This window comes from Streptomyces sp. NPDC047117, from assembly GCF_040643545.1.
GTDB lineage: Bacteria > Actinomycetota > Actinomycetes > Streptomycetales > Streptomycetaceae > Streptomyces.
In genome coordinates this window covers 52,054-77,070 of sequence record NZ_JBEYUN010000003.1, presented here as the reverse complement: position 1 = coordinate 77,070, position 25,017 = coordinate 52,054, and the positions used below count along the sequence as shown (strand labels likewise).

Below are 25,017 nucleotides of genomic sequence, written 5' to 3'. Positions count from 1 at the left end.
CGGCCTGTCACACCGTCGTACGCGCACCCCGCTCCGTGACACCATCTGCGGCGGCGGACCCCAATTCATCGCTGTGAGCGTTGCGTTGACAAGCCTGCACACCGGTGCGGCGGCCCGCCCCACGACCGTCTGGTCTTCCCGGGAGGATGCCGTGATCCGCCTCATCGTCGCCAACGGCGACAGCTACACCCAGGGCGTGGGGCTGGACGACCCGTCGCGCGAGACGTGGCCGGTGGTCCTTGCCGGAATGCTCGGCATCGACCACGTCAACCTCGCCCGGTTCGCCTCGCCGAACCGGCGTACCGTCCGGAGCACGGTGCGCCGGCTCGACGCGTTGCGCATCGAGCGGGGGCTGACCCCGCCCGAGGTGCTGATCGTCATCGCCTGGACGGAATTCCGCCGTCACGATTACTACTCGGCGACGGAACGTGTGGACCAGCGCGACCATGCGACCGACCGGGGCTGGCACCGCATGGGCATGTGGCGCCGCGGGGCGCATCAGCCCACCGACGCCTTCTTCGACCATCTCTGGTCGGAGGAGGGCGCGATCGCGGAATTCCTTCTGGACTGGGTCCTGTTCGACCACTATCTCCGCGAGCGTGGTTACCACCGGCGGTACGTCTTCACGTTCCCCTTCAGCGGCCCGGTTCCGGACATCGCGGCGGAGTTCGCCGAACAGTTGCCGGCGGACACCGTGCTGGGCGGCCTGCCGCCGCGGCCCGGCACATCGTTCGACGAGGCAGTGGAGGGACTCCCCCGCGCCGACGACGGGCACCCGCTGGCCGAAGGACACGCGTGGTTCGCCCGGCAGCTCGCCGCCTGGCTCACGGCGACGCCGCCGGACACGCGGCCGGAGCGCCCGCTCTTCCCCGTGTCGGCAGCGCGCGGACCTAGCGACCGCACGCTGTGATCGCCGCTGCTCCCAGTGCCCGGGCCATGGCCTCGCGGGCGGGCTTGGGGCGGTAGGCGTCGTCGTACAGGGTGGGGGTTCCGTAGGGGCTGCGGCTGCCTTGCGGCACCCAGGAGTCCGCGTCACCGATGCCCCAGACGGTGAGGCCGGTGCAGGCCGGCACGGCGAGGCATTCCTCGACGACGGCTCGGTAGGTTGCGGCCTGTGCCGCCAGCTTCGCTGGGGTGACCGGTGGCAGCATACGCACACTGAGTTCGGTGACGGCGACCTCCAGGCCGAGTTCGGCAAACCGGTTGAGCGTGCGGGCCAGGTCGGGCATTTTCTGCCCCAGGAGCAGATGGCACTGGAAGCCGATGCCGTGCAGGGGGATGCCCCGGTTGAGGAGAGAGGCGGCGAGGTCGTGAAGGCCCTTGGCCTTGGGGCCTTCCTCCAAGGCGTTGAACTCGTTGATGTAGAGCCGGGCTTCGGGGTCCGTGACGTGCGCCCAGGCCAATGCGTGGGCGATGTAGTCGGGTCCGAGCGCCTCGTGCCAGAGAGTGCGGCGCGGGGAGCCGTCGTCCTCGACGGGTTCGTTGACGACGTCCCAGGCGGTGACGGTGCCCGCGTAGCGTCGGGTGAGGGTGGTGACGTGCGTACGGAGGAGGGCGGTGAGTTCGGCCGGTGTGAAGTGGCCTTCGGTGAGCCAGTGCGGCAGCTGGTCGTGCCAGACCAGTGGGTGGCCGCGCAGCTCTTGGCCGTGCTGTACGGCGAAGCGGGCGATGGCGTCGGCCCCGTCCCAGGTGCGGGTGTGCCGCTCCCGCTCCACATGGTCCCACTTCATGGCGTTCTCGGGTGTGACGCTGCTGAACTCCGTTGCCGCGAGCTCCCGGTAGCGCGGTACGGCGAGGCCCCGCTCGGTGAGGGCGGCGCCGAGGCCGAGGCCGTGCCGGGCGGCAAGGTCGCGGAGGGTCAAGACAGGGCCGACGCGGACGCTGCGGTGGACCCGGCCTCGGACCCGGACCCGGACCCGGAATCGGATCCGGACGCCGATGTCGATGTCGATGTCGATGTCGATGTCGATGTCGATGCTGCCGAACGGAACCAGGAGATGGTGCGGAGCAGCCCCGCCGTCAGGCCGGTCGTCGGCTTCCAGCCGAGTTCCTGCCGCGCCCGGGTGATGTCGGGGCGGCGCAGCGACGGGTCGTCCTGAGGGCGTTCGGTGAACACGATGGGTGAGGCCGAGCCCGTCATCCGGACCACCCGTGTGGCGAGGTCGAGCATGGAGATCTCGTACGGATTGCCCAGGTTGACCGGGCCGGGAGTCGCCGCGGCGGACAGCCGCAGGAGCCCCTCGACAAGGTCGTCGACATAGCAGAGGGAACGGGTCTGCAGGCCGTCGCCCGCGACGGTGACCGGGTCGCCGCGCAACGCCTGGGTGACGAAGGCAGGCACGGCGCGGCCGTCGGCGGATCGCATACGCGGCCCGTAGGTGTTGAAGATGCGGGCGATGCCGGTGCTGGTTCCGCAGGTGCGGCGGTGGGCTTCCGTCAGCGCCTCCGCGAAGCGTTTGGCCTCGTCGTAGACGCTGCGCGGGCCGATGGGGTTGACGTTGCCCCAGTACGTCTCGGGCTGCGGGTGGACGAGCGGATCGCCGTAGACCTCGGATGTCGATGCGAGAACGAAGCGGGCGGACTTCTCCCGGGCGAGGTGCAGGAGGTTGTCCGTACCGGTGGAACCGGTGGCGAGGGTGGCGAGGGGATGGCGGAGGTAGTCGAGGGGGGAGGCGGGTGAGGCGAGGTGGAAGACCACGTCGACGGCTCCGGGAAGCACGGTGCTGTGGGTGATGTCGTGCCAGTGAAAACGGAACGGGCCGCGTCCCTCCAGCCCGGAGATGTTGCGGAGGTCGCCGGTGAGAAGGTTGTCGAGGCAGATGACCTCGTGTCCCGCGTCGAGCAGGCGCCGGCACAGGTGGGAGCCCACGAAGCCGGCCCCGCCGGCGACGACCGCCGTACTGCGGCGGCTCATGCCCGGTTCCCGGGAAGCCGACGCTCCAACAGGTACGCCTCCAAGACGCGGCCCCCTTCCCGAAAGCACTGTCCGGCTCCGCGCAGCACCGCGTCGGCCTCGTCCGTATCCAGCGGCACACCGCCGGGGCAGGCGGTCCAGGCCCGGTGCAGCTCCTCGGCGGTGGGGGCGGGTGTGGTGGCGAGGTACGGGGAGCGCATGAAGGCGGCGAGGTCACGTTCGTACGCCGTGTCGTTGCCGGCTCCGTCACTCTCGTCGTCGCCGTGGCGACGAAGGCTTGCGTGGTTCCGCAGGAGGTCGCCGTACCACTCGGGCACCCGGAGCCGCTCTCCCGGGGCGACACCGAACCGGTGGTAGTCCGGCACCACGTCCGGCGTGGAACAGGCCGCGGAGGAGACCAGGGCCTCCTGCGGCATCGCCGCCCGCTCCCACCCCGCGGTGAGTTTGTCGTGGTCCACCGTGATCAGGGGGCGGCCCCACTCGTTGCCGAGCTCTTCGAGGTAACCGATGAGGAAGGAGGCGCTCAGAATCAGGTCGTACGTCGTGAACGCCTCGCGCAGAGCGGGGTCGGACAGCTCGCTGAAGCAGCGGTGGATCCGCTCGGGCTCGTCGCACATGGCCGCGTACCAGCGACGTACGCCGCCGAGCGCCGTACCGGGGTGCCGCTTGCGGGTGTACAGGCGGACGTGGGCCCGGCCGTAACGGAGCCACCTGTGGGAGATCTCCTCCACGGCACCGGAGAGCCGGTGGGCGACCGGCGGCGCCCCGGCCAGCCACCGTATGGTGCGTCCGGCGGCGCGCAGCCTGATGCCGAAGTCGGCGTCCTCGGCGGCGTTGTTGAAGTTCGCGTCGTCGAAGCGCATGCCGAGCGGGAGCCGGTCGCGCCGCACGCCGCAGTTGGCCGTCACCAGGTACCCGGCGCCGCCCGCACCGTCCGGCGGCGCGTCGAAGAGACGCTGGTAGTTCATGTACGCGAGCAACGGGCCCGGCCCTTCGGCGCGGACCGGGGCGGCCACGGCGACTTCTCCCGGAGCGACCAGCGCCGTGGCGAGATCCGTACACCAGGTGGCCGGCAGCCGGCAGTCGTCGTCGGTGAAGAGCACGGTGTCGTGGCGCGCCGCGCTCAGGGCGGCGTTACGTGCGGCGGGCGCGCTGCGCCGGGCCAACCGGACCACGCGTACCTGAGGGGCGCCGAGGTGGGCCAGCGGGTCGGGGGACGGTGGCGTGCCGTTGACCACGACCAGTACCTCGGCATGCGGGCCGCACGCCGTCGCGGCGGCCAGCGCGGACTCGACGGTGGTACGCACCGTGGGGCGTTCGAGAGTGGTCGGGATGGCGACGGTGACGCTCAAGGGTGGCTCCATGGCGGGGGTGGGTTCGGCTCATGGCGTGGCTACCGACGGCGCAGCAGTTCGGTCAGCAGCTGCTGGTCCTTGGCACCGATCCACAGCTCGTCTCCGATGAACCGGCCGGCGGGGTACGTCTTCAACGCGCAGTGGTAGTACGGGCGGCCTGCGTCGTGGAGCAGGACGGCCGTCCGGTCGCCGAGGAGCTGCCGGGCGGCCAGCAGGCAGCGACGGCGCTTGCGCCCGTCCACCAGAACGACGTCGTACTCCCCCGGGCCCCTGGAGACCTTGGCGGGATGGTCGACGTAGTCGTCGAGGTCGGCGTCGCGGTCCGCGTGGTGGCTGATGCCGAAGTGCGGGTGCACCGGCCCCCTGTCCCAGCACACCACGTCGATGCGAATGTCGTGGCTACGGATGTCGTGGGTACGGATGTCGTCGGTCTCGTCGGCGGTGGCCGTCCCCTCGTCCATGTACCGCACGGAGACCCCGGGCCTGGCTGCCAGGTGCGGGAGCAGCTCGGTGTCGAAGTAGCCGCGGTGGTGTTCCAGGCTGGTCCAGTGGCACGGCACACCGACGTCGGCGAGCAGCTGCGGGAGGGCCAGGGTGCTGCGCCCCGAGCCCCACTCCAGGACCCGCAGAGGTTGCCCGTCCCCGAGCGCGGCGGCGTTGAGCAGCACGGTCCTGATCAGTTCGCCGTCGGCCACGCTGGTCAGGCCGTACGGGCTCGCATGGCCTGCGGAGACGGTCGCGGGACCGGACACGGTCATGGTGAAGTCGTCGATGTGGAAGGGCGCGGTGCCGTGGACCGTTTCGGCGTAGAGGATGAGCCGGGTGGCCTCGTGCGTGAGGGTGTAGGTGCCGCTGAGCCGGGTCCAAGCACCCGCCGTGACCGGAGTGTCCGGGACGACGGTGTCGTACCGGACGGTGCCGGAGTTGTGCCGCTCGATGGTGAGCTTGAGCGCGGCGGGTGCCACGCCGGGGGCGAGCCGGGCCCACAGCCGGAAGGTGTAGGCGGAGCCGGGTGTCGGTGGGGCGGGGAGCGCCAGCCGGGGGCCTTCCCAGGGCTCGGTGCGGCTGTCGCACAGGAGGCTGTGGGCTCCGCTGTGCGCGAAGGTGTCGCTGACCGCCACGCGCGCGCTGCCGACGCGGCAGGACCAGCCCTGCGTCGTGCCGTCCTCGAAGGAACAGGTCATCGGCGCGTCGGCGGCTACCGGCGCTGCGGCGGTAGATGCAGCGGGAGCATCCGGAGGTGCTGCGGGGAGACCCGGCATGGCCCCATCGCGGTAGGCCTCCCACAGTGCGCGGTTGACGAGGGGGGCGGCCGCCTGCTTCAGCGAACCGGACCAGTGCACGAAGAAGGGATGCCGGTCGTCCGGCCAGGCCACGTGCCCGTCTTCGGTGGCTCCGACCGGATGGCCGCCCCACCACTCCAGCGGCAGGTCCGTCGCTCCGGCCCACACCAGACCGCTGAGGCTGCTGAAGCGATAACCGGACGTCACCATGAGGTAGTTGAGCACCGGCTGGTCGTTGAGGCCGGGACACATGTGCGGCACGAGCTCACGTATTTCCGGCAGCCGCTCGACGATGTCCGCGAGCGACAGGCACTCCTTGCGGGAGGCGAGGAAGCCGGTGGCGCCGGCGAAGGAGATCTGCTCCTCGGTCAGCCTGGCGGTGTCCTCGATCGAGTCGTTCCATACGAACCGGCGTGTCGTGGGGTCGTTGCCGTGGGCGGTGAGGAAACCGTAGTCGGCGAGGAGGCCGAAGACGAAGTCGGCGCTGTGCAGGACGACGGTGTCGGAGTCGAAGTAGGCGAACTCGTCGAACGGCCCTTCCCACATGGCCAGTTTCCTGAAGTGTCCACGGGGCGTCCCACGGATGGCCGTACCGACCGTGTCGCACGCCGCGAGTACCTCGCGATTCTCCAGCACCGAGAAGTCATGGCTCGACTGCAGTGAGTGCAGTGCGCCGATGTCGTCGGCGAAGGGAATGAGGCACAGCGGAAGCGTCGGATTGAAGCGCCGGAAGCTGTTGAGGAACGCGGTGGCGTAGTCCAGGAACCCGTCGTTCGCCAGAAAATACACACCACGGCGGTGGGCCATGAGGCTACCTTCCCAGGTCATCGGCCGGTGCCCGCAGAACAGCACCGCAGCACCCGAACGTAGCCCCACAGATGGGGAGTTCGAGCACGCCCCAAACGGTAGGTGAGCCCCCTGAAGTGGGTGAGGCGCCGATCGGCCGATCTGCTGTGGCCGATTCGCACGGCGGCAGATCGAGCGGCGCCGCAGAGCGGAGGAACACCTTCGCAGGGCTATGGTGACCACGTAGCGACCCAAAGACAGACAAATCTCCACACTCTGCGAGGCGTCCCGTCATGAGCCTGAGCATCCGCAATCAGCTCCCCGGCACCGTCACCTCCGTCACTCCGGGCGAAGCCATGGCCACGGTCAGGGTGCGCCTCGACGGCGGCCAGGACATCACCGCCGCCATCACCCTCGACGCCGTGAAGGACCTCGGTCTCGCCGAAGGCGCCGCGGTGCACACCCTCGTCAAGGCCACGGAGGTCGCACTGGCCACCGGCCCGGTGGAAGGCCTGTCCATCCGCAACCGGCTGTCCGGCACCGTACGCGAGATCGCGACCGGCGCCGCCATGGCCTCGGTCAGGGTCTCGGTCGGCAGCGCCGAACTGACCGCGGCGATCACCAAGGACGCGGTCACCGACCTCTCCCTCACCCAGGGCTCCGCCGTCACCGTCCTGTTCAAGTCGACGGAGGTCTCGCTCTCCGCCGGGTGACGCGGCGGAGAAGCCGCGGGCGCGCCAGAGGGGACAGTGGTCAGTACACGTCCCGTACGTAGCGTTTGTCGGCGGCGAGCTGTCTGACGTACGCCGCCGCCTCGGCCTCCGTCAGGCCGCCATGGACTGCGGCGACCTCCCGCAGGGCCCGGTCGACGTCCTTGGCCATGCGGGAGGCGTCGCCGCAGACGTAGAAGTGCGCGCCGTCGCACAGCCAGGACCACAGCAGCGGACCGTCTTCGCGCATCCGGTCCTGGACGTAGACCTTGGCGCGCTCGTCCCGCGAAAAGGCGGTGTCCAGGCGGGTGAGGGTGCCCTCGGCGAGGAACGCGCTCAGCTCCTGCTCGTAGTAGAAGTCCGTCGCACGGTGCTGCTCGCCGAAGAACAACCAGTTCGGGGCGCGATGGCCGCGGGCCCGGCGCTCCTCCAGGAAGCCGATGAAGGGTGCTATGCCGGTGCCGGGGCCCACCATCACTGCCGGTGTGTCGGGGTCGGCAGGCGGGCTGAAGTGCGGCGCCCGGCGCACACTGACCGGCACCGGGGCGCCGCGCTCGGCATCGGCGAGGAAGGGCGAACACACGCCGTGGCGGGAGGCGCCGCTCAAGTTCTCGTAGCGGACGACGGAGACCGTCAGCGACACCAGGTGGGGGCCGGTGAGCGGGCTGGAGGATATGGAGTACAGGCGCGGCTGCAGCCGCCCCAGCACGTCGGCCCACTCCTGTGCGGTGGCCCTGACACCTGACTCGGCGACGACGTCGACGGCCTGTCGTCCCCAGGACCACCGCGCCAGCTCGCCCTTGTTGTCGGGCCGCAGCAGCTTCCGCAGCTCGCGTGGGTCGCGGACCCGGTCCGCCGCGAAGCGCAGCAGGTCGGGCGTGATGCGGGTGATGTCGACATGCCGCAGCAGCGCCTCGGCGAAGGGCACGTCTCCGACGCTCTTGACCTCGACGGTCGCGTCCGCGTCCAGCCCGGTGACGGCCAGCCACTCCGTCACGAGTTCCGACCGGTTGCGGGGGTGCACCGCCAGCGCGTCCCCTGCTTCGTAGACCAGCGGGGTGTCACTGTCCCGGGTGTCGAAGGTGAAGCGCCGCACTTCCTTGCCCGCACCGGGCAGGCTCAGCAGGCGGTTGCCGGCGAGGCGAGCGGTGACAAGGGCCGGGCGGAGACCGCCCGGGTGGTAGGCCAGCAGACCGGAAGGTGCTACTTCCGCCCCGGACACCGGCGGCCGAGTCTCCCGCAACGCGTTCAACGCGTCGAGTACCCCGTCGAGCCAGGCATCGGCCGCGCTCTCGGCGTCCGGTTCGCAGTCGGTGCGCGTGGCCAGCCGTACCGCGCCCAGTTCCGCCATACGAGCGTCCAGGCGGCGGCCGTGGCCGCAGAAGTCGTCGTAGGAGGAGTCGCCGAAGGCCAGGACCGCGTAGCGGTTGCCCGTCAGGCGCGGTGCGTCGGGCGCGGCGAGAGCGTCCCAGAACACAACACCGTTGTCCGGAGCTTCGCCGTCGCCGAAGGTGCTCGTGACCAGCAGCAGGTCGGCCCCGGGCGGGAGCGTGGTGGGATCGGCCTCCGCCATGGACAGCAGGGCGGCGGAATGGCCGGCCGCGGTGAGCCGGTCGGCCGCGTTGATCGCGAACTTCTCCGCATTGCCGGTCTGCGACGCCCACAGGATCACGACCTGCCGGCGCGGGGCGTCCGCCGGTGGCGGCACGGCGGCCGGCTCCCTTCTCTCCGTCCCCGCACCCACCCGGGCCGGTGCCCGCACCGTCACCGGGGTGGCCACCCTGGCCAGCGACACCGCACACACCTTCAGTTCGGGCTGGAAGGACAGTGGGTCGACGGCGTCGCTGGTCACCGCGTTGACGCTCAGATACTCCCCGAACAGGTCGTTCCAGTGGATCGGTGCGAAGCAGCAGCCCGGCCGTACCCGGTCGGTGACCACCACGGGCAGCACGGCCCGTCCGCGCCGTGAGGCGACCTCCACCGAATCGCCCTCGGCCAGCCCGAGCCCGGCCGCGTCCTGCGGGTGCACCTCCACGAACGGGCCCGGATCGAGCCTGTTCAGCTTGGCCACCTTGCCCGTCTTGGTCAGTGTGTGCCACTGGTGCGGTGAACGGCCGGTGTTCAGCACGTACGGATAGTCGTCGTCGGGCAACTCCGCCGCCGGGAGGTGCGGGCGCGCGTAGAAGACCGCCCTGCCGCTCTCGGTCGGGAAGGCCGGCGAGCCGTCCGCACCGACGTACCGGACCGGGTTGCGGTCGGGCCCCTCCGGACTCGCCGCCGGCCACTGCACCGGTGTGGCGCGCAGCCGCTCGTAGCTCACGCCGCGCAGGTCCCAGCCGGTCGCCGGGTTCCAGGCGCGCTTGATCTCCTCGAAGACCTCCTCGGCGCTGTCGTACGCGAAACCCTTCTCGTACCCCATCGCGCGGGCCACAGCGGCGATGATCTGCCAGTCGGCCATCGCCTCGCCGGGCGGATCGACGGCCGGCCGGGCGAGGGTGAGGTTGCGCTCGCTGTTGATCAGGACGCTCTCGGACTCGGTCCATAACGCGGCGGGCAGGACGACATCGGCGTACGCGTTGGTCTCCGTCTCGGCGAACGCGTCCTGAGTGATGACGAGTTCGGCTGTCTCCAGGCCCTCGATGACCGTCTTGCGGTTGGCGACGGAGGCGACCGGGTTGGTGCAGATGATCCAGCAGGCTTTGATGTCGCCGTCGGCCAGCTGCTGGAACATCTCGACGGTGCCCCGTCCCACGCCGTCGGCCCGCAGTGTGCCCGGCGCCAGCTCCCACAGTTCCTCGACGAAAGCGCGGTCCGCGTCGGCGAGCACCGACCGCTGTCCGGGCAGCCCCGGCCCCATGTACCCCATCTCCCGGCCGCCCATGGCGTTGGGCTGGCCGGTGAGGGAGAAGGGCCCGCTGCCGGGACGGCAAATCCTGCCGGTCGCGAGATGGAGGTTCACCAGCGCGTTGGTGTTCCAGGTGCCGTGCGTGGACTGGTTGAGGCCCATCGTCCAGCAGCTCATCCACTCCCCGGCCGCTCCGATCAGGCGCGCCGCCCGGCGGAGGTCGTCCTCCGCGATGCCGGTGATCCCGGCGACGGTGGCGGGCGGGTAGTCGGCGAGGAAGGCGGGCATCGCCTCCCAGCCCTCGGTGTGCGCGGCGATGAAGTCGGCGTCGGTGTCACCGTTGGCGTGCAGCAGGTGCAGCAGTCCGTTGAGCAGTGCGAGATCGGTACCCGGCTTGATCTGCAGGAACAGGTCGGCCTTGGCTGCGGTGGCAGTCCGCCGCGGGTCGACGACGATCAGCTTGGCGCCCGCCGACTTCACCCGGTCCATCATCCGCAGGAAGAGGATGGGGTGGCAGTCGGCCATGTTGGACCCGATGACGAAGAACACGTCGGCCCGGTCGAAGTCCTCGTACGAGCCGGGCGGCCCGTCCGCGCCCAGCGACAGCTTGTAACCGGTACCGGCACTTGCCATGCACAGCCGGGAGTTGGACTCGATCCGGTTGGTCCCCAGGAAGCCCTTGGCCAGCTTGTTCGCCAGGTACTGCGCCTCCAGGCCCAGCTGCCCGGAGACGTACAAGGCGACGGCGTCGGGGCCGTGTTCGTCGACGATCGCCCGCAGCCGGCGGGCGGTCTCGGCGACGGCGACCGCCACCGGCGCGGGCTGCGGCTCCTTCCCGCGGTCCGGCCGGACGAGGGCCGTGGCCAGCCGCCCCGATGCGGCGAGCATGTCGGCGGTGGTCGCGCCCTTGGTGCACAGCCGGCCGAAGTTCGCCGGATGCTCCTTGTCCCCGGTCGCCCTCAGGACCGTACGCCGCCCGTCCGGTCCCCGGCCGACTTCGAGGACCATGCCGCAGCCCACCCCGCAGTACGAGCAGACCGTCCGCACCGTCGTCGTGCCCTCACTCCGCGAACCCGGCGTGGCCACGGGCGCCTCCCTTGCTCTGCTCGGCCCGATGTCACTCCTGGTGACCGTCGGACCGAGCATCACATGGGCCTCTCCACACCCGATCAAGAAACGTTCAAGGCCGCCGCACAGGCACTCGACACGACGGTGCCCGTCCCTCTCCCCTCCCCGGGCTCCGGGTCCCCGGGTCAGTCACCCCGTGACCACCTCGCCGCCCTGCACGACGTGGCGGATGTGCTTGGGGTCGGCCAGGACGCCGATGTCGGTCAGCGGGTCGCCGTCGAGTACGAGGAGGTCGGCGTGGGCTCCCGCTTCGAGGGTCCCGACCCGGCCGGTCATGTTGACGAGTTCGGCCGCGTTCGCCGTGGCCGCCCGGATGACGTCGATCGGGTCCTGCACCTGTGCGCGCAGCCGGAACTCCTCGTTCTGGTGTCGGTGCATGCCGCCGAGCAGGTCAGTGCCGTAGACCAGGTTCACCCCGCCCCGCGCGGCACGCTCCAGGGCGGCGAGGCCGGCGCCCAGCACCTCGTCCACCTTGCGCCAGTTGGACTCCGGCAGTCCGTGCTCCCGGCCCTCCTCCTTCAGCGCCCAGTACGTGACCAGCGTCGGTACCAGGTACGCGTCATGCGCCAAGAACAGTTCCACACTGCGGTCGTCGAGCAGGTTGCCGTGCTCGATGGACCGGATGCCTGCCTCCAGGGCGCGGTTGATGGCGCGCGCGGTGTAGGCATGGGCGGCCACGTAGCGGTTGGCGGCCCGTGCCTCTTCGACGATGGCCCGCAGTTCGTCGTCGGAGTACTGGGTGGAGTCGATGCGGTCGGTGGGCGAGGCGACGCCGCCGGAGGCCATCACCTTGATGTGGTGGGCGCCCTTGCGAAGCTCGTCGCGTGCGGCGGCCCGTACCGCGTCGACGCCGTCGGCGACCCGGCCGAGCCCCGCGCAGCAGGGGTGGTCATCGCTCCGGTGCGTACCGCGGCCCCGTACGTCACCGTGCCCGCCGGTCTGGCTCAACGCCCTTCCGCAGAACAGCAGTCGGGGTCCGCGGATGAGGCCCTCGGCCTGTGCGTCGGCCAGGCCGTAGTCGGCGCCGGAGGCATCCCGGAGCGTGGTGAAGCCGCGGTCCAGCATCTGCCCCATGATCCGTGCGCTGTGCGCGGCCACGTAAGTCGGCGACAGGGAGGGCAGCTGGCCCAGACCCGCGGTGAGTGCGGTGACGTGCACGTGGGCGTCGATCAGGCCGGGCATGACCACCGCCCCGCCCAGATCGAGGGTCCGGGCACCGGGCGCCTTCAGCCCTGCCCCCGTCTCCACGATCTGCCCGTCGGCGCAGCGGAGGTCGCCCTCGGTGTACTCACCGCTGACGACATCGAGCAGTGTGGCGTTGCGCAGCAGCAGGGAATCGGTCATGTCCGGCCTCCAGCCTGGTCGACAAGGGCGCGCGGGGCAGGCACCACGAGTGGAGCCCGCATGCAGGGCGCGACGGAATCGGATGCTTCGTCGTAGCTGCCCGAGGAGCACGGCATTTCGCTTGCTGTCATGGCGAGTTGACGGGACCTCACTTCACCATGTCCTTCGCCGTCGCGGTGGGTTCGCCGCCCTCGGTGAGGTCCTCCAGCGACCGGCCGGCCGTGGACAGGCCGAAGACGACCACGCACACCACCCCGAGTACGAGCACAGCGGTGGTCAGGCCGAACACGCCGGCGAAGCCGAGGGACGCGGCGGACAGACCGATGAGGGTCGGGGCGAGGATGCTGCCGATCCGCCCGAAGGCGCTGGACAGGCCGGTGCCGCTGGCCCGGATCCAGGTCGGGAAGACCTCGGGGGTGTAGGAGTACACGCCCGCGTAGGTGCCGTTGAGGAAGAACGACAGCACCGCGCCGGCCAGCGTGATCATTACGGGGTCGTCCATCTGGCTCAGCCAGAAGGCGCTGAGGGCCGAGCCTGCCAGGTAGAGCGCGATGGTGTTCTTGCGGTCCAGCCGTTCGGACAGCCACGCGGCCGAGAAGTAGCCGGGCACCTGGGCCAGGTAGATGATGATCGAGAACTCGAAGCTCTTGGTCACGGTGATCCCACGCTGCACGAGCAGTGTGGGGATCCAGGAGAAGAATCCGTAGTACGAGAACGTGACCACGAACCAGATCAGCCAGATGATCGCCGTACGACGGGCCATCGCCGGGCTCCACAGGAATTTCAGCGCGCTGAGCAGGTTGACCTTGGGCGTGACCGTTGCGGGCCCGGCCACGGCCTCGGCCACCGGGGGCAGCGGCCGGCCGGTGGCTGCTTCGACCCGTCGTTCCAGATCGGCGACGATTCCCTCGGCCTCGGTGTGACGGCCGTTGGCGACCAGGAACCGGGGTGACTCGGGCAGGGACCGGCGCCACCACAGCAGCATCACGATCGGCAACGCGGTGATGAGCTGCGCAACCCGCCACCCCTCGGGCACGGTGGGGACGACGAACCGTCCGAGCAGTGCGGCGGCGACGAAGCCGAAGGAGAAGAACCCGGCCAGCGCGCCGACGAACCATCCGCGTCGGTTCGCAGGAACGAACTCGGACAGGAACGGGGCGATGATCGCGCTCTCCGCGCCCGCTCCTGCGCCTGCGAGCACCCGGGCGGGCAGGAAGATCTCGTACGTCGGTGCGACCGCGGCGACGGCGGAGAACGCCACGTAGAAGGCCAGGGCGTACATCATCACCTTCTTGCGGCCGATCCGGTCGCCGAGCAGTCCGGCGGCCACCGCGCCGAACAGGAACCCGAAGGGGGCCGCCGAGCCGATCAGCCCGAGCTGGCCGTTGTCCAGACTCCAGGCCGCCTGCGCGCTCGGGAGCAGGAAGGCGACCACGGCCGAGTCCATGCCGTCGAAGGTGTAGCCCAGGCCGCCGATCAACAGCAGGTAGTAGTGCGGGCGGCTCAGCGGGAGCCAGTCCAGTCGTGCCAGCAGCGACATGCCACACCTTCCGGTGATCAGCAGCGATGAGACGGCGAGCAAAGTAACCTGCGTTTTCTGTGATACGCAATACTCTTTGCACGGCTACGAAGAAGCGCACGTCACCCTGGGGCCCCTGAGGGCCCCTCTGGGAAGACCGCGCCAGCGTGGAGCCCGAGTCCTGGGGAGGGTCATGTGACAGAGTCGGCGACCACCGGAGCCGCCGCCGCGCAGCAGGCCCGGGCCGCGGACGGTTTCGAGGACTGGCTGCGGGCACACATGCCCGACCGGGGGCTGAGTCCCAAGGCCGCCGCGGTCGTCGAGGTGCTGTTGTCGCAGCCGCGCCGGGCCTCGTACGCCTCGACCGTGGAGCTGGCGCAGCTGGCGGGCGTCAATGTCGCCACCGTGACCAGAACCGCGCAGGCCCTGGGCTTCGCCGGCTGGCCGGCCCTCCAGCAGGAGCTGCGGGCCCGGTACCTGTCGTCGCTCAGCGCACCACAGGTGGCGGCGGAACACCACGGCGTAGCCGCGCCGTCCTCGGCCTCACTGCGGCGCGACCTGGACAGCCTCGCCCTCCTCAACAGGCGTTTCGATGAGGAGGCGATCCGCACCATCGCCGAGGCCGTCGCCGCGGCCCGCCGGACCGTGGTGATCGCGGACGGCAGCTATGCCGCCGTGGGCATGGCGCTGTCCCACAACGCCCGGATCGCCGGGTACGAGGTGGTGTCGGTGACCCACGGGGACGCCGAACTCGCCAACACCGTGGCGACGATGCGCGCCGACGACGTACTGATCGCCATCAGTTTCTGGCGGCTCTACGAGAGCACCATCCTCGCCGCCGACGAGGCGCGCTCCAAGGGGGCCCGGGTGTTCGCGGTCACCGACGCGGCGAGCCCGGCCCTGGCCGAGGCGGCCGAGCGCGTGCTGATGGTGCCGGCCGAGGGCGTGGCCTTCTTCCCCTCCCTCACCGCGGGTATGGCAGTGGTACAAGCTCTGGTCGCCCAGCTCGCCGCGGTCGACCCGGCCCGCACCAGCGCATCGGTCGAACAGGCCGAAGCAGCCTGGGCCCGCTTCGGCCTCCTCCACCGCCGCCCGACCCCGCCGGAGCCGACACCCGAACGTCCGGCGGGGGACGTCTGAGGAGGTGGGGGGCGAGACAGACTGCGTCAGGAGGCGGGCAGCCGCCACAACTGCGTACGCGCTCTTGCCTGTTCAGCGGGCAGCTCGCGGACGAGGTGGTAGAGGTTCTCGAAGTACTCCAGCCAGCGGTTGGGGTCCGGCAAAGCGCTCTGCGCGCGTCGGGCCCGTTCCACCGCGACCAGCGGCTCCACGTGCTCCCACACCGAGATCACCGACCCACCCAGATAGCCCGACACGGGCTCGACCTGCACCACACCGTGTACCACGAGCGCGCCCAAGTTGTCGTAGTACCAGCCCAGTTCACGTACCAGGTCCCGCCCTTCCTCCGGCAGGCCGGCCAAGCCGCGGGACAGGTCGCAGGCGGGCAGCTCCTCGTGCACGAACGACCGCGCCCGGCCCAGCCGCAGAGTGCGGTGCTCCCGAAACAGATCCACGACCACCGGCAGTGTGTTGGCGTGCTGCGAAAGCCGTAACTGCCGCCAGGACACCGCTCCTGACACGCCGAGCGCCACCAACGACACGATCAACGCCGCGACCTCCACCGAGCCTCCCCGTCATCAGTTGCAGTGCTTGCGCATCGGCCGAATTGTCACCCGTAGAGCGAGCGGGCTCCCGGGCTGGTGCCCGTGAAGCGTTGGCCCGCGGCGATCTCCTCGCCGACCACCGACCAGACGGTGTCGTCGTCCTGGAAGGGAAGCGGGTCGATGCTGCTCGTCTCCTGACGGATACGCTCGACCTCGCGCTCCAGCCGCTCGAAGTCGGCTTCCTCGTCGCCGTCGTCGCCGTCGTCGCCGCTGAAGGTGAACTCCTCCAGCAGCCGCTGGAACCGGCGGGTGACCTCGACGAGAGAGGAGACGTCCGTGTGGAGTTCCTGCACGGTCTCCTCGTCGGCGTCAAAGGCGTGCACCTTGCCGGAACCGGGGTCGAGGGCGAGGTGGGCGTTGAGCAGCCAGCCGATGACGGGCCATTCGCCTGCGTCCTGCGGGGCGTCCTCGAAGTCCTCGAAGTCCTCGATGTGGACGACGTCCTGGACGAGGGGCAGCCGGCCATCGTCCTCCTCGGGCTCACGCAGCAGAAGCGTCCCGGTGGGGGCGCCGACGGTCTGCAGGAGGCGAGCGCCCTCGGTGTCCGCCGTGGAGGGCGGGAACGCGGTTGCGGGCAGGGTCACGAGCCGGGCCTCGCCGAAAACGTCGGCGAGTTCGGTGCGGGTGACGTCGAAAAGCACTGCCGGAACTCCGAACTCGGCGTTGGCACGGGCGCCGAACGGGGACGATGAGCGGGGACGATGAGGGGGCTGGGGCTTGGCCAGGCCTCGGTCCCCGGGCCCTCGAAGAGTACCTTGATCGGCCACGGCAGTCCGGTCCCGCATCCTCCCGGAACCGGGCGTACCCGCTTCCGTGACTGGGCGCTGTGGTTGGCCCGGCTGGTCCACCACAGCGCCCAAAGGGAGCCCGGCGTCCGGTCAGCGGGTGGCGAGGAACTCGAGCGTGTCGATCACGCGGTTCGAGAAGCCCCACTCGTTGTCGTACCACGCGACCACCTTGACGTGGCGGCCGTCGACGCGGGTGAGGGCCGAGTCAAAGATCGACGAGGCGGGATTGCCCGTGATGTCGGACGACACGAGCGGGTCGTCCGAGTACTCAAGGATGCCGGCGAGCGGCCCCTCCGCTGCATCGCGGTACGCCGCCAGCACGTCGTCGCGGCTCACGTCGCGGGCAACGGTCGTGTTGAGTTCGACGATCGAGCCCACCGGCACCGGTACGCGGATCGAGTCGCCCGACAGCTTGCCGTCGAGGTTCGGCAGCACCAGGCCGATCGCCTTGGCGGCGCCCGTCGTGGTCGGCACGATGTTGACGCCGGCGGCCCGGGCACGACGGGCATCGCGGTGCGGACCGTCCTGCAGGTTCTGCTCCTGCGTATAGGCGTGCACCGTCGTCATGAACCCGTGCTCGATACCGGCGAGGTCGTCCAGCACCTTGGCCAGCGGCGCGAGCGCGTTGGTGGTGCAGGAGGCGTTCGAGACGATCGTGTGCACGGCCGGGTCGTAAGCATCGGTGTTGACCCCGAACGCGAGCGTGACGTCGGCGCCGTCCGACGGCGCACTGACGAGTACCTTCCTCGCGCCCGCGTCGAGGTGGCCGCGAGCGGCCTTGGCCGAGGTGAAGCGGCCGGTGGCCTCCAGGACGATGTCGACGCCGAGTTCGGCCCACGGCAGCTGCGCGGGTTCGCGCTCGGCCAGCACCGTGATCCGACGGCCGTCGACGACGAGGGCGTCCCCGTCGACGGTCACCGGGCGCCCGAGCCGGCCGGCCGTGCTGTCGTAGGCGAGCAGCCGGGCGAGCGTGGCGGGCTCCGTCAGGTCGTTGACGGCGACAACCTCAAGGGTGCTGTCGCGCTCCAGCAGTGCGCGCAGCACATTGCGCCCGATGCGGCCGAATCCGTTGATGGCGATGCGAGTCATGAGTGGTGTCCCTTCCCTTCCCCACCAGGCTCGCCCGCGTCCGGCGCCGCTGACAGTGGCGGGATCGCCACGGTTCAAAAGGATCCCGCCATGTCTCCCGCTACGTATCCTGCTACGCGGTGCCGTACCGGGCGGGTTACTCGCCGCGGGTGAAGGTGCGCCGGTACTCGCTCGGTGTGGTGCCGAGGATGCGCTGGAAATGCAGGCGCAGGTTCGCACCGGTGCCGAGCCCGATGTCGGCGGCGATCTGTTCGACGCTGCGCTGCGAGCGTTCGAGCAGTTCGCGGGCCAGGTCGATGCGGGCGCGCATCACCCATTGCATCGGTGTGTAGCCGGTCTCCTCGACGAAGCGCCGGGAGAACGTGCGCGGCGAGACCCCCGCCTGCCGCGCCAGTGTGTCGAGGGTGAGGGGCTCGCCGAGCCGGTGCAGCGCCCACTCGCGGGTGGCGGCGAACCGTTCGCCGAGCGGCTCGGGGACGCTGCGCGGCACGTACTGGGCCTGGCCGCCGCTGCGGTAGGGGGCCGCGACCAGACGCCGGGCCGCGTGGTTGGACGCGGCCACGCCGAGGTCGCCGCGCAGGATGTGCAGGCACAGGTCGATGCCGGAGGCGGCGCCCGCCGAGGTGAGCACGTTGCCCTCGTCGACGAACAGCACGTTCTCGTCGACCTGGACGAGCGGGTGTCTGGCCATGAGCGCCCGCGTGTAGTGCCAGTGGGTCGTGGCGCGTCTGCCGTCGAGGAGGCCCGTGGCGGCGAGCGCGAAGGCACCCGTCGAGATGGCGGCGAGCCGCGCGCCCCGGTCGTGAGCGGCGATCAGCGCCTCGACGACGGCCTGCGGCGGGTCGTCACGGTCCGGGAACCGGTAGCCGGGGACGAAGACGATGTCGGCCCACGCAAGCGCGTCGAGCCCGTGGGCGACGGAGTACGCGAGACCGTCACCACCGGTCACGAGACCGGGCGTCGCCCCGCACACCCGCACCTCGTACGGCATGCTCGCGCGGGTCGTGAACACCTGCGCAGGAATTCCGACGTCGAGCGGCTTCGCACCCTCCAGCACAAGGACGGCGACGCGATGCAGGCGGGAAGCTGGCACAGGAAGAGGTTACGTGGGGCGTGACTTCGATACGCCTACGGCACGGACCGGGCGGGCGGCACACCGGCCGGACTGCCTTCAGAATCGGCGTCCAGAAGTCCTCGTCCTTCTTCACCGTGACGAAGACGCCCTTCCTTCGCGTCTCGACGACCACACGCTTCACGAACTCCGCCCTCAGGCCGTCCGGAAGCTGCTCTGCCTGCCAGTCGCGTTCCCGCCGGGTGAGGGCCTCGGCCTGCTGGTGACCTACGGATGCGCCGGTAGCCGTGGCTGTGGCCGCGAGCGCTTTGAGGGCGTAATGCCGCCGAAGGCGTGGTGCCCGCTCGGCGCAGTCCGCGGCCCATGCGACCCTCGTCCGGTGGTCTTCCTCGCTGTACTTCTTCACCGCGTGACGATACGACGCCGGGGCGAATGGCGAGTGTCCCCGGGCCGCGCGGGCCCCCGAGGCGCGGGCGGAAGCCAACCCCGGCCGGCTTCCACCCCTGGTCCGGCCCCGACGACGAACGCCTGAAATGAGCTCACTGCGAATCGCTGTCCGAGAAGCCGCCACCGGTCCCGTAGTGGAGATCGACGGCGAACTGGACCACGTCACCTCCGATGAACTGCGCACGCGCGTCCGCGGCCTCGCCTTGAAGCCGGAGGGGCGGCTGACGATCCACCTGGCGGGGATGGAGTTCTGCGACTCCAGCGGTATCACCGCTCTGCTGGCCGCCCGCAATCACGCCATCGCCGCCGGTGCGGACATCGTCCTGGCCGCCGTGCCCGCCAACACCATGCGAATCCTCCGCATCGCCGGCCTCGACCAGGTCTTCCGCATCGAAGCTGCCGGCAGCACGAGCGCCGACACCGACACCGCCGGAGCGCTCTGACCGTTTCGGCCGCTACCTCTGCGACAAGCCCCGGCCGAGCTCGGCTGAGAACCCTCGGTCCGTCTCTCCGGCGGACACACCGTAGAGATCAGTCGACCGGCGCCGGCGCCTGCATGCGGCTCCGCACAATGCCTTCGACTCCTCGCAGGAAGGTGTCGGAGATCAGTGCCGGGTCGAAGAGGCAGCCCGCCGCCATGGCGCCGTCCCTCAACATGACCAGGTGGCGCGCATCAGCGTCTGCGGGCGTGTCGCCGACGCGCGCCAACAGGTCCGTGACGGTGTCGAGAAACCACTGCCGGTGCCGCAGAACGGCCTGATGGACCGGATGCGCCGGGTCGGGATACTCGGCCACCGCATTGAGGAAAGCACACCCCCGGAACCCCTGGGACCGGATGCCGTCGGTGATGGCCTTGGCGACGGCGCGCACCGCGTCGACGGCCGAGCCGGCGTCCGCCTGGGCATCGGCGAGCTGTCCACGCATCATCCGGTCGGCCTGGTCGAGGTAGGCCAGGACGAGGTCTTCCTTGCCCGCGAAGTGCCGGTAGAGCGTTGCGCGGGTCACCTGCGCCTCGGCAATGATCCGGTCGATGCCGACGGAGTGGATGCCCTCCGCGTAGAAGATCCGGGTCGCCGTGTTCAGCAGTCGCGTGCGCGCTTCCGATGTCTTGCCACTGCCGTCGTTGCTGGTCCGCGTCATGCTCCCCAGTCTACGCATCATGAGGGAGAACGTTCGGTCTTGACTCGGAGGCGCATCCCGCACATCATCCCGCTAGGGAGACAGAACGTTCTCCCTCGAATCCGGATTGCCGCGCTCCAACCACGCCATCGACCTCATCGCCCCGCCCCAGAAAGGCACTCCCATGGACACCCTCGTCGAACCTGCTTCCGCCTCCGCTTCCACCTCTCCCCGTGCTTCTGCGACCCTGCGCAAGCTGTACTTCCTGCGCTTCGCGTTCGCCGCCGTGTGGGCCGGGCTACTGTTCGCGACCTCCTCGAAGCTGGGCCCGCTGACTGCGGCCCTACTGGTGATCTACCCGCTGTTCGACGTGGCGGCCGCGGTCGTCGACGTACGGTCCGCCAAGGCGAACGGCGGCCCGGTCCGAGGCCTGTACGTCAACATCGCGCTGAGCACGCTGACCGGCATCGGCCTGGCCCTCGCCGCCACGTCCGGCATCCCCGCCGTCCTGCGGGTCTGGGGCGTCTGGGCCATCACCGCAGGACTCGTCCAGCTCATCGTCGGCGCCCTTCGACGCCGACTGGGAGGCCAGTGGGCGATGATCGTCAGCGGCGCCATCTCCACCCTCGCCGGTGCATCGTTCTTCGCACAGGCCGGCAGCAACGAAGCCTCGCTGAGCAGCCTCGCCGGCTACGCCTTCCTCGGCGGCGTCTTCTTCCTCGTCTCCGCGCTCCGCATGACACGCGCCGGCAAAGCCGCTGCGGCGGCCTGACGCGAGCCACCATGCACCGCGGGCCCGATCGGCACTTCCGCCGATCGGGCCGCACTCGCGGGACGGGTTCAGGCTCCGTGGCCGATCGACTGCCGAACTCACCCCCCTCTTCGACGCGAGCACCGACCCCGGCGACGGCCGTGCACGACACCGATGGCGGCTCCACTGAAGGGCGTGGCCGCGCGGGCACTGCACCTGTTGAGCAGCGCGGGCACCGCCAGCTGCTCACAGCACGGCATGTCGGGCGTGGCCCGCGTGCATCGAAAATCGAACACGTGGTCTAATTCGAGCCATGGCGCGAAGCACCCCTTTCCCTCAGGACCTGATCGACGCGCAGCGCGACTGGAACCGCACGTATGCCGCCCTCGCCGCGCGGCCGGACCGTACGACGGCGCTGCGCCGACGGCTGCAGCTGCTCTCTGCCCGGATCGCGGCACATCCGTACTGGACGGCGACCGAGCGACGCTCGGCGGCCACCCGCGCGGAGCTGCGCAGGCAGGCCCGCGCTCTTGAGGAGCGGGAGGCGGAGTCGTGCGGGAGGAGCTGAGCGAGCGGCAGGAGCGCATGCTGGCCTGTATCCGGGAGTGGATCGCCGAACACGGCGAGGCTCCGACGGTGCGGGAGATCGGCCGGCGGGTGGGGCTGTCGAGCCCGTCGTCGGCGCTGTACCAGCTGCGGCAGCTGGAGGAGCGCGGCCTGATAGTGCGTACCGGAGAGCGCACGCGTTCCTATCGGCTGCGCTGAGCGGGCCGCCCCCCGCCCCGCGACCACCGCCGTTCAGTGACCGGCTACGGGCGCGCCCGCGTGGCCGACCGGGACGATGGCCGGCGCGCTGCCGGCGAAAGCGGCGGTGATGGACCGGCCCGTCGGCAGCCCCGGGAACGTGGGAATACAGGACGACCACGGTGAATCCTGGGTGTTCCACGACGTAGTGCGGCTGCTTCGCACCGCCGAGAAGTCGGTGCCGCCGAAGACGTCCCGCAGGGCCTCGGGATCGTCGTGATTGTCCGGACCAAATGCAGCGGCAGCGGGAAGTTGCGGATGACCTCGTACAGGGCCGCGTACCCCTGCGGGCGGCCTCCGTCGACCAGGTCCCCCCGTGATCCCCACAGCGTCCGGCAGCGGATCACGCCCACTGCGAAACGTGAGAACGCACGAGCACGAGAACGAGAACGCGAGAACATCCCGTACCGAGGCGCGCACTTGGGGACAGCCATCCCGCGAAGGGTCATTCCTCCAGGGCTGCCGCGATGTGGTCGAGGTCGGTGAGCAGGGCGGTCATGCGGTCCTGCGGGATCGCGTCGACCATGCGTTGCTCGACGGCGTAGACGGCGGTTTGGACCGCGGCCAGCCGCGTGCGCCCCGCCTCGGTGAGGCGGGCGGGCCGGGCGCGGCCGTGGTCGGCGGTGTCGGGGCGGGCGATCAGCCCCGCGTCCTGCAAGCCCCGAAGGACGACGTTTCCGGACTGCCGGGTGACGAAGGTCGCGCGGGCGAGCTCGGCGTTGGACATGCCGGGGTGCAGGGCCAGGAGTTCGAGGGTGGCGTACTGCGGCACTGTCAGTCCGTGCTCACGCAGAACCTTGTCCATGGCACCGCGCAGGGCGGACTGGGCGCGCTTCAGCAGGTACCCCACGTGCTGGGTGACGTCCTCCGCGCGGTGGGGCGGCTCGGGCGGCATGCTCTCTTTCATGTCAGCATTTTGACATAGGTCGACCCGCCGCCCTACTCTCCCTAATGTCAAAGTTCTGACATGCGGCACGGCATCGCCACCTGCTGCTCACTGCGTGCGTTGTGTGCGTTGCGCGTGTTCTGACCTACGGATCGAGGAAACCCATGACTGTCGGCATCGACGGCCCCGACTTCATTGCCCTGCAGGTCCGCGACCTGGAAGCGGCCGCCGACTTCTGCGAGCGGCACCTGGGGCTGCGCCGGGCCGCGTTCTCGCCGCCGCACGCGGTCGTGTTCGACACCAAGCCGACCCCGTTCGCCGTACGCGAGCCACTCCCGGGCGTCGGCCTCGCCGAAACCGCACGGCCCGGCCTCGGCGTGGCGCTCTGGTTCCGGACCTCGGACGCCCACGCGCTCCACGATCAGCTCACCACCGCCGGAGTCAAGATCCTGACCCCGGTCACTGAAAGCCCCTTCGGGCCGATGTTCTCTTTCGAAGGCCCCGAGGGGTACGCCCTCACCGCACACGGAGGCTGACCGCAGCTGCCGGCTGTCCCGGTCACAGCGCTCAGCCGGACACGACACTCAGGGGCGGCGCTCAGGGGGGGGCGGCGCTCAGGCCGACTCGCCGGGCCTCAGGTACCGGTAGTCGGTAGTGGTCGCCTCGGCGAACCATCCGTTGACACTGGCGAGGCCGCGGTCGTTGAGCTGTGCGTCGTGCATCGCGAACGCCCGCCGCGGTGCGATCGCCTTGACGAAGTCGATCGCTTCCGCCGTCTTCACCCAGGAACCGTGGACCGGGACCAGCAGCGTGTCGATCGGCTGGTCCGGCACGTGCAAAGAGTCGCCGGGGTGGTAGACCGCCTCGTCGATGACGTAGCCGAGGTTCGCGCAGCCCGGTTGGCCGTCGTAGACGGACGCGTGGCGGCCGCCGACCGCCTGTACGCGGAAGCCGGCGGCCAGGAACTCCGCGCCGGGCGACACCCGGATCACCTCCAGCCCCGGTATGTCCGACTCGGCAGGGGCGTGGACCGGGACGCCGAGGCCGGCCAGCCGCAGGACATCGATGTGGTCGGTGTGTTCGTGCGTCACCAGCACGGCGTCCGCGCCCGTGAGCGCCGCCGGCTCGCTCCACATTCCGGGATCGATGACCAGCACACGGCCGTCCTTTTCCAGCCGCACACAAGCGTGGGTGTACTTGGTTGTCCGCATGACCCTCGAACTCAATGCGCCACATCCAACGGCGGCAGGCAGGCGGCCGGCTGATGCGTGAACAGTCCGCGTCAGCGGTCAGCGTGGAGCGCCGCCGAATCCGATCTCGTTTCCGTCCGGGTCCCGGTAGGTGACCTTGCGTACGCCGTTGGCGTAGGTCTCGCGGTCCGTGGGCTCCAGCCCCCGGCCTGCGATGCCTGCCACGCGTGCGTCGAGGTCGTCGACGAAGAGCGTGTGCATGGCGTGGCCCGCGTGTGCGGGCCGGTGCTCGACGTACACGTACCGGTGTTCCGCCAGCTCCCATACGGCTTCGGAGTCGTTCGGGAGGAACGCCGGCGGGGCGCCGAGCAGCCGCTCGTACCAGTCCAGCGCCGCCGCGTAGTCACTCACTGGGATGCCTGCGAAGAGGTCGACGGCCATGCCGCCATGCTAGGTCCACCGGCGCCCGGCATCGCGGCCCGACTCGCCCCCGTCGGTATGCGGTCGGCTTCGAGGACCGGGAATTCAGATGCCTGGGGCTGCGCGGAAGCGTAATGTGCCACCTCGGCCAGTGACCATTACTCGGTAAGTGATTCGGGAGGGCGTGATGGTTGCGGACATCGTCAGGACCTGGGTGGCGGGCTGGGCCGTGTCCCGGGGTACGCCTCCGCCGGTCGAGAAGCCCTGGGGGTTCTACATCTCGGTGGCCGACAGCCCCTCCGAGGCGGGACGCCATGTCCTGCCCAGAACCGAGGAGTCGTTGGTCCGCGACGCCGCCGCCTCGGTGTCCGAGCCGCGGACCTGGATGAAGATGCCGGCGGAGCCGGAGAACATCGAGCCGTGGATGTCCCGGGAGTGGGTGGTGGCCTGGGAGTCCACCGGACATCTGATGGCCGTTGACCTGGTCGCCACGCATCCGGTCGCGCCCGAGGGCTACACCGCGTCCGTGGAGACCGTCGGCGGCGTTACCTACGTCCGGGTGCTGGACACGGCGGGCGAGCAGGCCGCCAACGGGCAGCTGGCTGCCTTGGGGGAAGCCGTGGTCGTCGACCGCGTGGGGACCGCTGAAGCCCACCGGCGGCGCGGTCTGGGCGCCTTCGTGATGCGTACGCTCGCCGACCACGCCGTGGCGGAAGGGGCGGCCCTCGGCGTGCTCGGCGCGACCGACGCAGGGCGCGCGCTGTACGAATCGCTGGGCTGGAAGAAGCACGCGACGCTGGCGGAGTGCGTCTACCGGCCCTGAGGCCCGGCGCAGGCCGTACC

24 protein-coding genes are annotated in these 25,017 nt (G+C 70.4%); 9 read left to right on the top strand and 15 right to left on the bottom strand.

What is annotated here, in order from left to right; translation table 11 throughout:
* Positions 1–151 precede the first annotated feature (151 nt).
* Positions 152–910 carry a DUF6071 family protein gene (locus ABZ840_RS06300; protein WP_361554162.1) on the top strand — a complete coding sequence of 253 codons (759 nt, stop codon included), beginning with the start codon at positions 152–154 and terminating at the stop codon, positions 908–910.
* Here ABZ840_RS06300 and ABZ840_RS06295 read toward each other — a convergent pair.
* Genes ABZ840_RS06295 through ABZ840_RS06280 form a run of 4 tightly spaced genes read right to left on the bottom strand, consistent with a single transcriptional unit; the run spans position 891 to position 6,359 of the window.
* Complete coding sequence (locus ABZ840_RS06295) at positions 891–1,862, bottom strand: endo-1,4-beta-xylanase (RefSeq protein ID WP_361554159.1); 972 nt, start codon at positions 1,860–1,862, stop codon at positions 891–893. The genes ABZ840_RS06300 and ABZ840_RS06295 overlap by 20 nt on opposite strands.
* Complete coding sequence (locus ABZ840_RS06290; RefSeq protein WP_361554156.1) at positions 1,859–2,914, bottom strand: UDP-glucuronic acid decarboxylase family protein; 1,056 nt, start codon at positions 2,912–2,914, stop codon at positions 1,859–1,861. The genes ABZ840_RS06295 and ABZ840_RS06290 overlap by 4 nt, the downstream gene beginning before the upstream one ends.
* Positions 2,911–4,266 (bottom strand): glycosyltransferase, encoded by a 1,356-nt coding sequence (locus ABZ840_RS06285; RefSeq protein ID WP_361554153.1) that lies wholly within the window; start codon positions 4,264–4,266, stop codon positions 2,911–2,913. Before ABZ840_RS06285 ends, ABZ840_RS06290 begins: the two co-directional genes overlap by 4 nt.
* A 41-nt stretch (positions 4,267–4,307) precedes the next feature.
* The gene (locus ABZ840_RS06280; protein ID WP_361554150.1) at positions 4,308–6,359 is read right to left on the bottom strand and encodes a carbohydrate binding domain-containing protein; all 2,052 of its coding nucleotides are present in this window, start codon (positions 6,357–6,359) and stop codon (positions 4,308–4,310) included.
* A gap of 272 nt (positions 6,360–6,631) precedes the next feature.
* Here ABZ840_RS06280 and ABZ840_RS06275 point away from each other — a divergent pair, with 272 nt between their 5' ends.
* A complete protein-coding gene (locus tag ABZ840_RS06275) occupies positions 6,632–7,051 on the top strand; it encodes a TOBE domain-containing protein (protein WP_361554147.1) in 420 nt (139 codons plus the stop codon).
* Positions 7,052–7,091: 40 nt separating this feature from the next.
* On the opposite strand, the gene ABZ840_RS06270 is transcribed toward ABZ840_RS06275, so the two are convergent.
* The 3 genes from ABZ840_RS06270 to ABZ840_RS06260 all read right to left on the bottom strand — a co-directional run bounded on the left by ABZ840_RS06270 (position 7,092) and on the right by ABZ840_RS06260 (position 13,905).
* Positions 7,092–10,940 (bottom strand): bifunctional nitrate reductase/sulfite reductase flavoprotein subunit alpha, encoded by a 3,849-nt coding sequence (locus ABZ840_RS06270; RefSeq protein ID WP_361555359.1) that lies wholly within the window; start codon positions 10,938–10,940, stop codon positions 7,092–7,094.
* Positions 10,941–11,150: 210 nt separating this feature from the next.
* A complete protein-coding gene (locus tag ABZ840_RS06265) occupies positions 11,151–12,365 on the bottom strand; it encodes an amidohydrolase family protein (protein WP_361554144.1) in 1,215 nt (404 codons plus the stop codon).
* A gap of 148 nt (positions 12,366–12,513) precedes the next feature.
* Positions 12,514–13,905 (bottom strand): MFS transporter, encoded by a 1,392-nt coding sequence (locus tag ABZ840_RS06260; RefSeq protein ID WP_361554141.1) that lies wholly within the window; start codon positions 13,903–13,905, stop codon positions 12,514–12,516.
* Positions 13,906–14,079: 174 nt separating this feature from the next.
* On the opposite strand from ABZ840_RS06260, the gene ABZ840_RS06255 reads away from it, so the two are divergent.
* Positions 14,080–15,024, top strand: coding sequence for a MurR/RpiR family transcriptional regulator (locus ABZ840_RS06255; protein ID WP_361554138.1), 945 nt, complete (start codon positions 14,080–14,082; stop codon positions 15,022–15,024).
* A gap of 26 nt (positions 15,025–15,050) precedes the next feature.
* On the opposite strand, the gene ABZ840_RS06250 is transcribed toward ABZ840_RS06255, so the two are convergent.
* The 4 genes from ABZ840_RS06250 to ABZ840_RS06235 all read right to left on the bottom strand — a co-directional run bounded on the left by ABZ840_RS06250 (position 15,051) and on the right by ABZ840_RS06235 (position 18,578).
* Positions 15,051–15,458: a hypothetical protein gene (locus ABZ840_RS06250; RefSeq protein ID WP_361554135.1), complete on the bottom strand. Its 408-nt coding sequence runs from the start codon at positions 15,456–15,458 to the stop codon at positions 15,051–15,053.
* A gap of 155 nt (positions 15,459–15,613) precedes the next feature.
* The gene (locus ABZ840_RS06245) at positions 15,614–16,249 is read right to left on the bottom strand and encodes an SUKH-4 family immunity protein (RefSeq protein WP_361554132.1); all 636 of its coding nucleotides are present in this window, start codon (positions 16,247–16,249) and stop codon (positions 15,614–15,616) included.
* A 237-nt stretch (positions 16,250–16,486) separates the two neighbouring features.
* On the bottom strand, positions 16,487–17,485 hold the full coding sequence (gene gap / locus ABZ840_RS06240; RefSeq protein ID WP_361554129.1) for a type I glyceraldehyde-3-phosphate dehydrogenase: 999 nt from the start codon (positions 17,483–17,485) through the stop codon (positions 16,487–16,489).
* Positions 17,486–17,621: 136 nt separating this feature from the next.
* Complete coding sequence (locus tag ABZ840_RS06235; protein WP_361554126.1) at positions 17,622–18,578, bottom strand: helix-turn-helix domain-containing protein; 957 nt, start codon at positions 18,576–18,578, stop codon at positions 17,622–17,624.
* A gap of 512 nt (positions 18,579–19,090) precedes the next feature.
* On the opposite strand from ABZ840_RS06235, the gene ABZ840_RS06230 reads away from it, so the two are divergent.
* Positions 19,091–19,447 (top strand): STAS domain-containing protein, encoded by a 357-nt coding sequence (locus ABZ840_RS06230; RefSeq protein WP_361554123.1) that lies wholly within the window; start codon positions 19,091–19,093, stop codon positions 19,445–19,447.
* Between the two features lie 88 nt (positions 19,448–19,535).
* On the opposite strand, the gene ABZ840_RS06225 is transcribed toward ABZ840_RS06230, so the two are convergent.
* Complete coding sequence (locus ABZ840_RS06225) at positions 19,536–20,144, bottom strand: TetR/AcrR family transcriptional regulator (protein WP_361554121.1); 609 nt, start codon at positions 20,142–20,144, stop codon at positions 19,536–19,538.
* Positions 20,145–20,307: 163 nt separating this feature from the next.
* Here ABZ840_RS06225 and ABZ840_RS06220 point away from each other — a divergent pair, with 163 nt between their 5' ends.
* From ABZ840_RS06220 to ABZ840_RS06210, 3 genes are all read left to right on the top strand, one after another.
* Positions 20,308–20,895 (top strand): hypothetical protein, encoded by a 588-nt coding sequence (locus tag ABZ840_RS06220; RefSeq protein WP_361554119.1) that lies wholly within the window; start codon positions 20,308–20,310, stop codon positions 20,893–20,895.
* Positions 20,896–21,187: 292 nt separating this feature from the next.
* Positions 21,188–21,442, top strand: a complete 255-nt coding sequence (locus ABZ840_RS06215) for a hypothetical protein (protein WP_361554116.1) — start codon at positions 21,188–21,190, stop codon at positions 21,440–21,442.
* The gene (locus ABZ840_RS06210) at positions 21,427–21,639 is read left to right on the top strand and encodes a MarR family transcriptional regulator (protein WP_361554113.1); all 213 of its coding nucleotides are present in this window, start codon (positions 21,427–21,429) and stop codon (positions 21,637–21,639) included. The genes ABZ840_RS06215 and ABZ840_RS06210 overlap by 16 nt, the downstream gene beginning before the upstream one ends.
* A gap of 484 nt (positions 21,640–22,123) precedes the next feature.
* Here ABZ840_RS06210 and ABZ840_RS06205 read toward each other — a convergent pair whose 3' ends face one another.
* Positions 22,124–22,585 (bottom strand): MarR family transcriptional regulator, encoded by a 462-nt coding sequence (locus tag ABZ840_RS06205; protein WP_361554110.1) that lies wholly within the window; start codon positions 22,583–22,585, stop codon positions 22,124–22,126.
* Between the two features lie 143 nt (positions 22,586–22,728).
* Between ABZ840_RS06205 and ABZ840_RS06200 the strand changes: the two genes are divergently transcribed.
* Positions 22,729–23,100, top strand: coding sequence for a VOC family protein (locus tag ABZ840_RS06200; RefSeq protein ID WP_361554107.1), 372 nt, complete (start codon positions 22,729–22,731; stop codon positions 23,098–23,100).
* A gap of 78 nt (positions 23,101–23,178) precedes the next feature.
* Here the strand turns inward: ABZ840_RS06200 and ABZ840_RS06195 are convergent, their stop codons facing one another.
* Together ABZ840_RS06195 and ABZ840_RS06190 are read right to left on the bottom strand one after the other, a co-directional pair.
* Positions 23,179–23,775, bottom strand: a complete 597-nt coding sequence (locus tag ABZ840_RS06195; protein WP_361554104.1) for an MBL fold metallo-hydrolase — start codon at positions 23,773–23,775, stop codon at positions 23,179–23,181.
* A 78-nt stretch (positions 23,776–23,853) separates the two neighbouring features.
* On the bottom strand, positions 23,854–24,195 hold the full coding sequence (locus tag ABZ840_RS06190; protein ID WP_361554101.1) for a VOC family protein: 342 nt from the start codon (positions 24,193–24,195) through the stop codon (positions 23,854–23,856).
* 166 nt (positions 24,196–24,361) lie between these two features.
* On the opposite strand from ABZ840_RS06190, the gene ABZ840_RS06185 reads away from it, so the two are divergent.
* Entirely contained in the window at positions 24,362–24,997 is a 636-nt protein-coding gene (locus ABZ840_RS06185) for a GNAT family N-acetyltransferase (RefSeq protein ID WP_361554098.1), read from the top strand.
* The last annotated feature ends 20 nt before the right edge of the window (positions 24,998–25,017 follow it).

Excerpts from the sequence above, each read along its gene's own strand:
- ABZ840_RS06225 (WP_361554121.1), bottom strand. The coding sequence starts at position 20,144 with ATGACGCGGACCAGCAACGACGGCAGTGGCAAGACATCGGAAGCGCGC.
- ABZ840_RS06185 (WP_361554098.1), top strand. The coding sequence starts at position 24,362 with ATGGTTGCGGACATCGTCAGGACCTGGGTGGCGGGCTGGGCCGTGTCC.
- ABZ840_RS06195 (WP_361554104.1), bottom strand. The coding sequence starts at position 23,775 with ATGCGGACAACCAAGTACACCCACGCTTGTGTGCGGCTGGAAAAGGAC.
- ABZ840_RS06275 (WP_361554147.1), top strand. The coding sequence starts at position 6,632 with ATGAGCCTGAGCATCCGCAATCAGCTCCCCGGCACCGTCACCTCCGTC.
- ABZ840_RS06260 (WP_361554141.1), bottom strand. The coding sequence starts at position 13,905 with ATGTCGCTGCTGGCACGACTGGACTGGCTCCCGCTGAGCCGCCCGCAC.
- ABZ840_RS06200 (WP_361554107.1), top strand. The coding sequence starts at position 22,729 with ATGACTGTCGGCATCGACGGCCCCGACTTCATTGCCCTGCAGGTCCGC.
- ABZ840_RS06205 (WP_361554110.1), bottom strand. The coding sequence starts at position 22,585 with ATGAAAGAGAGCATGCCGCCCGAGCCGCCCCACCGCGCGGAGGACGTC.
- ABZ840_RS06290 (WP_361554156.1), bottom strand. The coding sequence starts at position 2,914 with ATGAGCCGCCGCAGTACGGCGGTCGTCGCCGGCGGGGCCGGCTTCGTG.
- ABZ840_RS06220 (WP_361554119.1), top strand. The coding sequence starts at position 20,308 with ATGGACACCCTCGTCGAACCTGCTTCCGCCTCCGCTTCCACCTCTCCC.
- ABZ840_RS06190 (WP_361554101.1), bottom strand. The coding sequence starts at position 24,195 with ATGGCCGTCGACCTCTTCGCAGGCATCCCAGTGAGTGACTACGCGGCG.
- ABZ840_RS06215 (WP_361554116.1), top strand. The coding sequence starts at position 21,188 with ATGGCGCGAAGCACCCCTTTCCCTCAGGACCTGATCGACGCGCAGCGC.
- gap (WP_361554129.1), bottom strand. The coding sequence starts at position 17,485 with ATGACTCGCATCGCCATCAACGGATTCGGCCGCATCGGGCGCAATGTG.
- ABZ840_RS06280 (WP_361554150.1), bottom strand. The coding sequence starts at position 6,359 with ATGGCCCACCGCCGTGGTGTGTATTTTCTGGCGAACGACGGGTTCCTG.
- ABZ840_RS06230 (WP_361554123.1), top strand. The coding sequence starts at position 19,091 with ATGAGCTCACTGCGAATCGCTGTCCGAGAAGCCGCCACCGGTCCCGTA.
- ABZ840_RS06265 (WP_361554144.1), bottom strand. The coding sequence starts at position 12,365 with ATGACCGATTCCCTGCTGCTGCGCAACGCCACACTGCTCGATGTCGTC.